Annotated in this window: 1 protein-coding gene (only partly in view); it reads left to right on the forward strand. The window is 70.5% G+C overall.

What is annotated here, in order from left to right:
- On the forward strand, positions 1–13,848 hold the 5' portion of the coding sequence (locus M8859_RS26955; RefSeq protein WP_249644993.1) for a type I polyketide synthase. The gene runs 7,953 nt beyond the window's last position; only the first 13,848 of its 21,801 coding nucleotides appear in the window; it begins with the start codon at positions 1–3; its stop codon lies off the right edge, out of view.

Genomic DNA, 13,848 nt, shown 5'->3' on the forward strand with positions numbered 1-13,848 from the left:
ATGTCGGAAGATGGGTATGACCTACGGGTCTTGCTGACGCGGGCACTCCGCCGAATTCAGGAGTTGGAGGCACGGCCGCAGCGCGAGCCGATCGCCATTGTCGGGATCGGTTGTCGCTTGCCTGGCGGCGCGGAAACCCCGCAGCAGTACTGGGAACTGCTGTCCTCAGGCCGCGACGCGATCGTCGAGGCGCCGGAAAACCGTTGGACGGTAACGGATTCGGCGCCTCGGCGAGCGCGGCGACGGGCCGGAATGCTCGCCGGTCCGATCGATGCCATGGACGCGGAGTTCCTCGGCATCGCGCCACGCGAAGCGGCCTCGATGGATCCGCAACAGCGACTGGCGCTCGAAGTCGCTTGGGAGGCCATGGAAGACGCCGCACTGGCGCCGGACGGCCCGGACGCGGCGCGCACGGGGGTTTTCCTCGGCGTCAGCTGGCAGGAATACCAGCGCACGATCACGCCGGACTGGGTGAGTTCGGTGGACGCGCACACGCTCACCGGGACGATGTCGAGCATCGTGGCCGGGCGGGTGTCCTACGTGCTGGGGTTGCGCGGCCCCGCGGTGACGATCGATACGGCGTGTTCGTCGTCGCTGGTGGCCGTGCACCAGGCGTGCCGCAGCCTGCGCGCGGGGGAGTGCGACGTGGCGCTGGCTGGGGGAGTGAATCTGCTGCAATCCGAACTCACCTCGGAGGCGCTGGCCCGCATGGGCGCGCTTTCGCCGGACGGGCACTGCCGGCCCTTCGACGCGCGGGCGAACGGTTATGTGCGCGGTGAGGGCGCGGGTGTCGTCGTTCTGAAGACGCTTTCGCGGGCCATCGCCGACGGCGACGTCATCAGGGCCGTGGTCCGGGGGTCGAGTGTGAACCACGACGGTCGGTCCATGGGGTTGACCGCGCCGAACCCGACGGCGCAGCGCGAGTTGCTACGCGACGCGCTGACCGACGCCGGGTGCACCGCCGACCAGGTCGGTTATGTCGAAACGCACGGCACCGGAACACCGCTGGGCGATCCGATCGAGATCGAGGCGTTGTCCCAGGTACTCGGCGCGCCGCGGGCGGACGGGTCGGTGTGCCTGCTGGGTTCGGTCAAGTCGCAGATCGGGCACCTCGAGGCGGCCGCGGGCATTGCCGGGCTGATCAAGGTGGTGCTGCAGCTCGAGCACGAAAGAATCCCACGCCAGCACGATTTCGCCACAATGAACCCCAAGATCGCGCTCGACGGCACGGCGCTGGCAGTGCCCACCCAGGAGACCGCCTGGCCGCGCACCGAGCGGCCGCGGCTGGCGGGGGTGAGTTCGTTCGGCTTCGCGGGCACCAACGCGCACGTAGTGCTCGAGCAGGCACCCGAACCGGAGCCGCGTCTGAATTCCGAAGGTGCTGCGCTGCTCGTTCTTTCGGCGCGCACCTCTTCCGCGCTCGATGCGCTGTCCCGCCGGTACGCAGAGCACCTGGACCGGCACGAGGTGCCGCTCGCCGACGTCGCCGCCACCGCGGCGCTGGGACGCACGCATTTCGCGCACCGGCGCGCGGTCGTTGCGCGAACGGTCGAGGAGGCTGCGCGCGAACTCGCGACCCCTTCGAGTCGGTCGACCGACCCGGTGTCCGGGAAGCCGCGCGTCGCGATGCTGTTCACCGGGCAAGGCGCCCAGTACGCGGGGATGGGTGCGGCGCTCGACCGCGAATATCCGGCGTTCCGCGCGGCGCTCGATCGATGTGACGAGCTACTGGGGCCGCTGCCCGGCGGGATTCGCTTGCGGTCGCTGCTGTTCGATGCGGACGAGCAGTTGCTGACCCGCACCGAATACGCGCAACCGGCCCTGTTCGCGATCGAATGGGCGTGCGCCGAACTGTGGTCGGCGTTCGGTATTCGCCCTGATGTGGTGCTGGGACACAGTCTCGGTGAGCTGGTTGCGGCGACCGTCGCAGGGGTGTTCGACCTTGCTGCGGGGCTGCGTCTGGCCGCCGAGCGCGGCCGGTTGATGCAGGCGGTGACGCAACGCGGGGCGATGGCGGCGGTCTTCGCCGCGCCCGCGCAGTTCGAAGCGCTGCTGGATGAACTCGCGGCGGGTGTGTCGGTGGCTGCGGTCAACAGTCCTGGACAGTTCGTCGTTTCCGGAGCGGCGGACGGGGTGGACCGGGTGATGCGGGCAGCCGAGGAACGCGGAATTCGCGTTGTGCGACTGCCCGGCGCGACCGCCTTCCACTCGCCCTTGCTGGACCCGATGCTGGACGACTTCGGGGCCGCGGTGGCCGAGTTGGTGCCGAGCCCGCGGGCGGCGGCGGTTCCGCTGGTGTCGAACGTGACCGGCGCGCGGATCGAAAGCCCGATGGATGGCGCGTATTGGCGCGCGCACGCCCGTGGCACCGTCCGTTTCGCGGAGGGTGTGCGTTCGGTCGCCGAATTCGGTGTGGACGCCTATGTGGAGGTGGGACCGCAGCCGGTACTGCTGGAGTTCGGACGGCACACTGCCCCCGACGCGTTGTGGGTGCCGAGTATGCGCCGGACATCCGCCGACGACGAGGTGCTGTTGACCGGTCTGGGCGACCTGTACTGCGCGGGCGCGGAGATCGAATGGACGGCGGTGGTGCCCCGTGACGCGCGGCGGCGCAACGGCCTGCCCACCTACCCTTTCGAACGACAGCGGCTCTTCGTGCCGATCGCGGGCGCGCCGCCGAACATCGACTACCTTGCCGAGCATCGTTTCCGGGGTCGCGCGGTGGTCCCGGCGGCGGAACTCGCGCTGCGGGCGTTGCGTGCGGCCGGAGGCACCGGCCACGAACTGATCGACTTCGTCGCCGCTCGGCCGGTGCCGCTGGAGGAATTGGCCGAGCCGCTCGTATCCGACGCGGGAGACCGCACCGAAGTTCGTTTCCAAGTCGGCAACGGCAGCGTCACCGCGGTGTCCGCGGCCGTTCGAGCCGCCTCGGATCGGCCGCGCGATGCGAGCGAGCTGTCCTCGGCACGGCTCGCGTCGTCCACCGACGGAGACGTGGACGAGTTCTACCGACGATGCGCGGACGGCGGGTTGACGTTCGGTCCACGGTTCCGCTGGATCACACGACTTCGGCTCGGTGCGGACAGCGTGCTCGCCGAACTCACGCGTCCGGCGGAACTGGCGGACGAACCGGACGCCTGGCTGCCGTGTCTGCTCGACGCCGCGGTACAAACCGGCCTGGCCCTGGTGTCCGGGGAAGGTCACGTGGACCGATTGCCGGTTGGCATAGGCCGTCTGCGGCTGTCCGGCGCGGACGCGGGGGCGACGGCGTGGGCGCTGGCGCAGCGCACCGGCCGCACAGTTCGCATCACCGTCTTCGATACCGCCGACGAGATGGTCTGCGATATCGAAGACGTATGGTTCGCCGAGTCCGGCACTGCCGGGCGATCGCAGGATCGGGATCGTATGTCCGGCCTCATTCACCGTCCGACTTGGGAGTCCGCCGCGCCACGTCCGAGCGAGCGGAATCTCGCCGACGCGCTGGTGATCGGCGTCGGCCCGCAGGCGGACCGGCTCGCCGCCGCGTTGCGGTCCGCGGGCACAGACTCTGTGGCGGTGGACCGTACGACCGATCCGGACGTCTGGCCCGACGGCCACGGGGCGGTGATCTACCTCGCGGATGCCGAGGCGGACGACAGCGCCGACGCGGCGCGGGTGGAGACGCAGTTCGCACTCGGTGTGGTGCGGGCAATGGCTCGGACGGTCGACAGCGGACCGCTGTACCTGGTGACCGTAGGCGCCACCGGAGCGCTGCCCGGGGAACCCGTGCGTCCGGCTGCCGCGACATTGTGGGGACTCGGCGCGGTGGCGCGGACGGAACTGCCCGAGTTGAGCTGCCGGCTGATCGACCTCCCCGTGGGCGCCCGCTGCGACGACCATCGGCTGGTAGACGAAATCCGATCCATTGCAGCGGACGCGGTCGCTTTGCGTGGACGTCACCGGTACACGATGCGGATGCAGACCACCGAGGACGTCGAGGCAGTCCCGTGGCTGGATCGCGGTGGAGCGTATCTGGTCACCGGGGGGCGTGGAGCGCTGGGATCGGCAGCCGCGCGGACCCTGGCCGAGGCCGGGGCGGGCACCATCGTGCTGGCCGGTCGCAGCGCGCCCGGCCCGGAGCATGAGCCGCAGCTGGCGGGAATCGCCGCCCTCGGTGCGCGCGTCGAGAATGTGGTGGTCGACGTCGACGACCGGAACGGTCTGTCCGAGTTGATCGCTCGCTTCGGCGGCGAGTTCCCGAGGCTGGCCGGGGTGGTGCATTGCGCTGGTGTGCTGGACGATGCCCTGCTGATCGAGCAGACCTCGGGGCACATCGAGCGGGTATTCGCGGGGAAGGTCTCGGGTGCTTGGCATCTGCACGAGCTGACCGCGGGTAGATCGCTCGACGTGTTCGTGCTGTTCTCGTCGGTCAGCGCTGTGGTGGGCACCGCGGGGCAGGGCAACTACGCCGCGGCGAACGCCTATCTGGATGGCCTGGCCCGCCTGCGCTCGGCTCGAGGGCTGCCCGCGGTGAGCATCGCGTGGGGTCCGTGGGCGGGCACCGGCATGGCCGGGGGCCTGAGTGACGCGGCCCGTCGGGCGTGGGTGCGCCACGGCGTCGCCGAACTGGCCGCCGCCGACGGTGCTCGCGCGCTGCGCTCGCTGGTGTCGGCAGAGGGAGTCGTCGCGGTATTCCCCGCTATCGCGGGTGTTTCGGCGGAACCGGAAACGGTCTCCGAGGTCGACTCGCAGGACATCCAGGACCCCCGCGACCCGGCGGAACTGCTGGAGTTGGTGCGTACGCACGTCATGACGACGCTCGGTCGCACGACGGCCGTATCCGACCGTACCCCCCTGCGTGAACTCGGACTCGATTCCATGATGGCCGTGGAACTGCGCAACGCGCTCGCGGCCGATCTGGGGGTACGCCTGCCCGCGACCTTGCTGTTCGATCATCCGACCGTCGCCGCGGTGTCGGAGGAAATCGCCCGGCTCGGCGCGAAGTCCGCGCGCGAGCGCGACGCCCCGCCCTCGAGGGCGCGCGAGCAGGCCGCGCAGCGACCGATCACGCGCATCTCCGAGCAGCTCACCACCCCGTTGTACCCCACCGAACTCCCGGTTACACCTACTACCCCCAACATGTCTCACCTCACATCGGGTGAAGCCGACTCTGATGCAGGCGTTTACGCCGACGCGATAGCGGTGATCGGCATGGGCTGCCGCTATCCCGGTGGTGTTCGCGGTCCTGCCGACCTGTGGCGCCTGCTCGCCACCGAGACCGACGCGGTGACCGAGGTCCCGGCACAGCGCTGGGATGTGGACGCCGTCTTCGATCCGGATCCGGATGCCGAAGGCAAGACCTACACGCGCTGGGGCGGTTTCGTCGACGGTGTCGAGGAATTCGACGCCGGATTCTTCGACATCTCCGTCGGGGAGGCGCGGATGCTGGATCCCCAGCAGCGGCTACTGCTCGAAACAGCCTGGGAGGCACTCGAGCACGCCGGATATCCGGCGAGCCGCCTGGAAGGCAGCAAGACCGGCGTTTTCGTCGGATTGATGTCCAATGACTATGCCGAGCGGATGGCGCGGGCCGATGTCGCCCCCAATGCCTGGTTCGGCACCGGCAACCTGTCCAGCGTCGCCTCCGGTCGGCTGTCGTACTTCCTCGGCGCGCACGGTCCGAGCCTCACCATCGACACCGCGTGCTCCTCGTCGCTGGTGACGGTGCACACGGCGGTGCGCAGCCTGCGCAGTGGTGAATGCGATCTCGCGCTGGCCGGTGGGGCGACCGTGGTCCTCACACCCTCGCTCGACATCTACTTCGCGCGGGCGCGCGGTCTGGCGGCCGACGGCCGGTGCAAGAGCTTCGACGCGCGCGCCGACGGCGTGGTCTGGAGTGACGGCGCGGGGGTGCTGGTGCTCAAACGACTGGCGGACGCGCAGCGGGACGGCGATCGGGTGCTGGCCCTGGTGCGCGGATCGGCGGTCAATTCCGATGGGCGTAGTCAGGGGTTGAGCGCGCCGAACGGTCCGGCGCAGGAACGGGTCGTCCGCGCCGCGCTCAGGGACGCGGCGGTCGAGGCCGCGGATATCGATTACGTCGAGACGCACGGCACCGGCACGGCACTGGGTGACCCGATCGAGGTTCACGCGCTCGCCTCCGCGCTGGGGGAGAACCGCACCGAGGCCGCGCCGTTGTGGATCGGCTCGGTGAAGTCGAATCTCGGCCACACCCAGGCGGCGGCGGGCATCGCCAACATCATCAAGGTGATCGAGGCCCTGCGGCACGAGCGCATTCCCGCCTCGCTGCATTTCCGTTCGGGCAATCCGCATATCGACTGGGATTCGGTCGCGATCCGCGTGGTCGCCGAGGAGCGTCCGTGGCGGCGTTCACGGCGGCCGCGACGGGCGGGTGTGAGCGCGTTCGGGATCAGCGGGACGAACGCGCATGTGGTAATCGAAGAGGCGCCGCGGGCGCCCGAGGCCGGTGTCGCCGACGATTCCGGGCCGTACCTGCTGGTTTTCTCGGCGAAGACCACCGATGCCCTACGCGAACTTGCGGTACGCTACCGGGATCTCCTGGCCGCCCACCCGGAGACGGCACTGGGGGATTTGTGCGCGTCCGCGGCGGTAGGCCGTACCCATTTCGGCGAGCGGGTGGCGATCGCCTTCGACACCGCCGCACAGCTGCGCGCGGCGCTCGAGGATGTCGCCGCGGGGATCACCGCGAGCGGGTCGGTAGCCGAGATGTCGAGCGGTGCGGTAGAGCTGGCGCGCCGGTATGTCAGCGGTGTCGAGATCGACTGGGTGACGGTGTATTCCGAACGTTCGTGGCGCCATATCGACCTACCGAGCTATCCCTTCCAGCGCAAACGGCACTGGCTGGAACTCGCACCACGCCCGGAGGGCACGCACTCGTCGCGCACCCTGCGGCTCACCCCGGAGATGTTCGACGGGCACCGGCTGCGTGGTGTGCCGACAGTGCCCGCGGCCTGGCTGTGCGCTCAGCTGAACGAAATCGCCGCTGAGCTGCCCGGAGCATGGGACGTCACCCAGCTGCGGCTGATCGCGCCGCTGGAGGTCGCCGCCGAGTCGACGGTGCGGGTGACGCTGGATCCCGGCCCGGACGGGTACGGGGTGCGCTTCGTCCGTCCCGAGGATGCTCAGTCCAGCTATGCGCAGGCGAAACTTTCCGCCGCCGCGACGGCTCCGCCGGAACCGCCCGCGGGTGTGGCGGCCGGCGCGGACGCGGGCAGATGGCCCGCCTATTACGACACTCTGGCCGGGCTGGGCCTCGAGCTGGGCCCTGACTACCGCTGCGCCGTCGAGTTCCGGCGGATCAGCGAGTCCGAAGCCGAGACCGTGTTCCGGTTGCCGGACAAGGCCTCGGCGATGCTCGACCCGATCCTGCTCGATGCCTGCCTGCACAGCATCGTGGTGACCGCCGCCGCGAACGAGATGTTCCTGCCCTCTGGGATGGATCGTGCTCGATTCTTCGGTAGCCGGACTGTCGCGGATACGACCGTCCTGTGCCGGGTGCGGGTGACCGAACGCGGTGCGCGCGTTGTCGTGGGCGACGCGACACTGCACTCCGCGTCCGGGCGGCTGCTCGCCAGTTTGGAAGGGGTCAGCTTGCTGGCGGCGAAACCCGATGCCGCGCCGAAAGCCGTTGCCGGGACCGATCCCTCCAGGCTCGCGCGCTTGCTGCATCACGTCGAATGGGTTCCCGCGGACAGCGGCGCGCCTGCCCGGGACGAGCCCGTGGGCCGCTGGTTGGTCTTCGGTGACGGGCCGGTCGGCGACACCGTCGCCGCCGGACTGGCCGAGCGAGGCGCCGCGACCGTGGTCGTTCGCCCTGAGAACGCAGCCTCCACTTTCCCCACCCTGCCTTCGGTGCAGGGCGTCGTCTTCGCCTGGACCACGGTGTCCGCGCAGACCCGCGTCGACGCCGCCCTGCGGTTGGCGCGCGCGGTGGACTCGGCAGCGCACCAGCCTGCCGCGCTGTGGTTGTTGACCGTGAACGCCCAGCGCGTCACCCCAGCCGACCGGCCGGATCCCGATCAGGCTCTGTTGTGGGGCCTCGGCCGCGCAGTGGCCACCGAGCATCCCGAGTTCGGGTGCCGGTTGCTGGACTTGCCGACCGAATTCCTCGAGGACAGCACGATTGTCGAGGGTTTGCTCGGCGTCCGCGCCGCCGGTGAGTTCGCGATCCGCGACGGACGTTGGCTGACCGCTCGCCTCGCCGCCGGTCCCGCGCCCTCCGATGACTACCGGTTGGTCGCGCACCGCTCCGGCGAATTCGACCGGATGCGATTGGAATCCGGTGCCCGCCGCGCTCCGGCCGCAGGGGAGGTCGAAATCGCGGTCGCCGCCACCGGCCTCAACGCTCCCGACCTGTGGGTTGCCTCGGGCATACATCCGGATGGCGTGCTGCCGCTGGGTGCGGAATGCGCGGGCCGGATCACCGCAGTCGGCGCGGATGTCGAGGGTCTCGCGGTCGGCGACCGTGTCGTCGCTTTGGCGCGTGACAGTTTCGCTCGCTACGTGACGGTCGACCAGGGCACGGTCGCCGTGCTGCCGGATCACCTCGCCTTCGCCGAGGGCGCGACCGTGCCGTACGCCTACACCACCGCATGGCATGCGCTGTTCGACGTCGGCGGCGTGCGAGCCCGGGACCGGGTGCTCGTGCACGCGTCCGCCGACGGCGTCGGCATGGCCGCTGTGCAACTGGCCGTGCACGCCGGCGCCGAGGTGTTCGCGACCGCCGCACTGTGTCGCTGGGCAGGGAAGGCGGGCTTGCCGGTCGCGCGTATCGATACCTGGCGGGAGAACGATCTGGCCGAACACGTCCGAGCGGCGACCGCGGCGCACGGAATGGACGTCGTCGTGCACACCCTCGGAGACGACTTCGCCGCGCACGCCTCCGAGGTCTTGCACGCGGGCGGTCGACTCGTCGAGGTGGTCGACCCGGTGCAGACCGCAACCGCCCCCCGGAGCGGTCGTGTGGATCACCGGGAGATCGATCCGGCCGCTGTGGACCAGCGACGGCTCGGCGCGATCCTGCGCAGCGTGATGACGCTGTTCGAGCAGCGTGCATTGCGTGCGCTGCCGCACGCGGTGCACGGTATCGAGCGGGCCGCCGAGGCGTTCCGCGCCATGTCGCAGCGGAATCATCCCGGCCGCGTCGTCCTGCTCGGCAGGGACACCCCGGGCGCCGCGCATGGTGACCGGTTGACCGAGGGCACCTACCTGGTGACCGGAGGATTCGGCGGTCTCGGTGCCGCGGCCGCACGGTGGCTGGCCGACCACGGAGCCGGCCACCTGGTGCTGGTCGGCAGACGCGCACCGGACGCGGCGGGGTCGCGGCTGCTGGAGTCGCTGCGCGCCAACGGCGTTCACGTGACGGCGCGCCAGGCGGATGTCAGCGACCGCGCAGCCGTCACGGCACTGCTGCGGGACATCGCGGACTCCGGGTTCCCGCCGCTGCGCGGCGTGGTCCACTGCGCGGGAGTGCTCGACGACGGTGTGGCGACCGAGCAGACCTGGTCGCGGTTCGAGACCGTGCTCGGACCCAAATATCACGCGGCGCGCCACCTCGACGAGCTCACCCGCGACCAGCCGTTGGAACTCTTCCTCACCTATTCGTCTGTGGCGGGCGTGCTGGGCACCCCTGGTCAGGCGAACTACGCGGCGGCCAACGCGGCCTTGGACGCGCTCGCATGGCGGCGTCGTGCCGAGGGACTGCCCGCGCTGAGCATCGCGTGGGGGCCGTTCGCCGACGTGGGTATGGCCGCAGGCCGGGCCGATGTCACCGCGCGGCTCGTGCGGCGCGGTCTACCGCCGCTGTACGAGGACGACGCGGCCGCGGCGCTGACGCATCTCCTTCGACATGACAGCACCACCCCGGGCGTCTTCGAATTCGTGCCGGAGCGGTGGCACGCGAACCGCGCTGGCCACGTCGCGGGAACGACCGCGCCGCTGCGGAGCGAGCCGGAGGCCGAGACAACCCTCGTCGGCCCCGGGCTCCCGGCTCCCCGCGGCGTCCGCGCCTCGGAAACCCGTGGCGCGTCCGACGATGTCGCTGCCTGGGAGGCGCTTGTGCAGCGCGTCGCGATGCGGGTGCTCGATCGGGCGAGCGAACTCGACCCGGATGTGCCGTTCCACGACACCGGAGTCGACTCCTTGACCGGGATGGAATTGCGGGCAGCGCTTGCCGCCGAGATCGGGATGCCGCTGCCGGCCGGACTGGTCTTCGACTACCCGACGGTGCGTGACATCGCACGGTTTCTGCACCGTAAGGGCGCGGCCGCGCCCACCGTGGACGATGCGGCCGGGTGGGGGCGGCTCGCCCATGACGAGCACAGGGCTGTGCCGACAGCGAGCATTTCGGAGTCGATGACGTCGGCGCCGCCCGCATCGCGGATTTCGCAGTCGACGACACAGACATCCCAGATGCCGGAGGCGACTACGCAGACACCGCCGGCGCCCGAGGCGATTACGCCGGAACCAATTGTGCAGCAGAGTGCTTCGGCGTCCATTTCGACAGACGAGAGCGATCGGACCCACCACGACGACGACCCGATCGTCATCGTGGGCATGAGCTGCCGCTTCCCCGGCGGGGTGCGCACGCCGGAGGACTTCTGGGATCTGCTGTGGCAGGGCCGCGACGCGATCACCGAGGTGCCCGCGCAGCGCTGGGACATCGACGCCTACTTCGACCCCGACCCGGCCGCCCTGGGCAAGATGTACACGCGCTGGGGCGGTTTCGTCGACGGCGCGGACGAATTCGATCCCGCCTTCTTCGGCATCGGCGCGTCGGAGGCACGCGCGATGGACCCGCAGCAACGCCTGCTGCTCGAGACCAGCTGGGAGGCGCTGGAGCGCTCCGGCCGCGCACCCGGCGGTCTGGCGGGCAGCCGCACCGGGGTGTTCGTCGGACTGTGCTTCAGCGAGTACCCGGCAACGCCGGTCCGGGCCGCCCATCCGACCGCGATCGGCGCCTACTCGGTGATCGGTTCCGCGCCGAGCGTCGCGGCCGGGCGGCTGGCCTACGTGCTGGGGCTGCAAGGCCCGGCGATGACGTTGGACACGGCGTGCTCCTCCTCACTGGTAGCGCTGCAAGCAGCTTGGGACGGCCTGCGCGCAGGCCGTTGCGATCTCGCGCTCGTGGGCGGTGTCAACCTTCAGCTGGCTCCGGAGACCACCATCGGATTCTGCCGTCTGGCCGCGCTGTCGCCCGACGGACGGTCGCGGGCGTTCGACGCCGACGCCGACGGATACGTCCGCGCCGACGGTTGCGGCATGCTGGTGCTGACCCGGCTGTCGGAGGCCCGCCGCAACGGCGATCGGGTGCTGGCCGTCGTTCGTGGCGTCGCGGTGAATCACGACGGGCGATCGAACGGGCTCACCGCGCCCAACGGTCCGGCCCAGCAACGCGTCGTCACCGACGCGCTGGACCGGGCGGGCATGCGGCCGAACGCGGTGGACTACGTCGAGACACACGGCACGGGCACCCCGCTCGGTGACCCGATCGAGGCCACCGCGCTGGCCGAGGTGTACGGCGCGGGACGCACGCAGCCGCTGCTCATCGGGTCGGTCAAGACCAATATCGGGCACACCGAGGGTGCGGCCGGTGTCGCGGGAGTCATCAAGGCCGTGCTCATGTTGCAGCACCGCCGGATACCGCCGAGCCTGCATTTCCACACACCGAACCCGCTGATCGATTGGTCGGCAGCACCGATCGAAGTCGTGCGCGAGGCGCGAGACTGGCCGCGCACCGGGCACGAACCGGCGATCGGGATCAGCTCTTTCGGAATGAGCGGCACCAACGCGCACGTCGTCTTGACGCAGGGAGACCCGGCACCGGCAGCGCGCCCGGAATCACCGACCCCGCAGGTACTCGTACTTTCCGCACGTGACGAAACCGCCCTCACCGACGCAGCGCGACGCTGGGCGGACGAAGCCGACTCCGCACGCGCGTACCTCGGCGATCTGGCCTACACCGCCGCCACCGCCCGCGACCATTTCGAAGAACGGCTCGCGGTGGTCGCCGAGACCGGCGCCGCCGCCGCGCGACACCTGCGGGACCGGTCGCCTGCCCTGCTCCGCGGCCGGGTGGCGCGAACAGCGAGCACGAAGGTGGGGCTGCTGTTCACCGGTCAGGGATCCCAGTACCCCGGTATGGCGCGCGAGCTGTACGACTCCGAACCGGTCTTCCGTGAGTCACTGCGGCACTGCGACGCGGTGCTGGGACCGATCGAGGACGGCGTCGGGCTCCTGGATGCCGTGTACGGCGAGCACGGCGCGGAGCTGCTGCGCCGCACGGTGTTCACCCAGCCCGCGTTGTTCGCCGTCGAATGGGCGCTGTGGGAGCTGTGGCGGAGTTGGGGGATCACCCCGGCGGCGGTGCTCGGGCACAGCGTCGGGGAGTACGTCGCCGCCTGCGCCGCGGGCGCCATGACCATGGAGGACGCTCTTCGGCTCGTCGCCGTGCGCGGCCGGCTCATGCAGCGCCTGCCGGACGGGGGCGGGATGCTGGCGGTCGACGCTTCCGCCGAGCAGATCTCGCCGCTGTTGGCGCGGTATGAACCGGCGGCGTCGATCGCCGGATACAACGGGCCGGCTCAGGTGGTGATCGCCGGGCAGCGAGCCGCGCTCGACCTGCTTCGCGACCGGTTGTCCGCAGACGGCATCCGGACCGCGGCCCTCACCGTGTCGCATGCCTTCCACTGCGCGGCGATGGATCCGATCCTCGACGACCTCGCCGCGGCGGCCGCGCGTGCCACCATGACCGATCCCGCGATTCCGCTGGTCTCGAATGTCACCGGTGCGCCGTTGCGCCCGGGGGAGCTCACCGCGGAGTACTGGGCGCGCCACGCGCGTCTGCCCGTGCAGTTCGCCCAGGGCATGCGCGCCTTGGCCGAGGTGGGGATCGAGGCATTCCTCGAGATCGGTCCGCAGCCGACGTTGTCCGGCCTCGGCGGGCGAGTGCTGGGGGACTCGGTACGGTTCATCGCGTCGCTGCGCCGCGGACGCGGTGATCGCGAGACTATGATGACGGCGCTCGGCCACCTCTATGTCGGTGGCCTGCCGGTGAACTGGGAACGAGTTCACCGGCCGCACGACCACCGGCGGGTCCTCGCGCCCACGTATCCGTTCCAGCGGCAGCACTATTGGATCGAATCCCGCTCCGCGCTTCCGGCACCGAGCAGCGCTGCCGCAGGGCACCGGGATCTCCCGGCGCACACCGGGGTGTTCCCGGGGCCGAGCGCCACACCGACGCGAGACGACGCAGCGATCACCCCGCTCGGCGACGCCCTGTGTACGACCTCGAGCGTCGCTACCGTAGAGCATTCGTTATCCCCGATGGGCGCTCCGAGTCCGGACTCCACGCCTACCGTTGCGGCGCGATCCGATCACGCGCTTCCCAGTTCAGGCATCACGCCCGCAGACCACCCCGGCGGCGCGGCTTCCACGCCGGACGCGAGCCTTCCCGCCCGACCCGGGCACGCGCTGCCGGGTTCCAGCACGGCTTCCCTCGGGCAGACGAGCCGCCCGATGCGAGCCGCCGACACCGCGATTCCGGCCGCCGTTCCCCAGGAACAAGCAGCGCCCACCGAATCAACGGATACAACAACATATTTCGGCTTCACGCTCGGACCGGATTCCCCGCGCTACCTGGCCGACCATGTCGTGAATTCGGCTGTCGTCGTGCCGGGCGCCTGGTTCGTCGCGACCATCGCCGACACCGCGCGCGAACTCGTCGCCGATGACGTCATCGCGATCGATGACCTCGTGATCACCAGCGGTCTCACGCTGACCGGTCCGCGGCAGGTGCGAGTGAGCTTTCAGCCGTCCAGCGACGGGTGG

The sequence above is a fragment of the Nocardia sputi genome, from assembly GCF_023501985.1.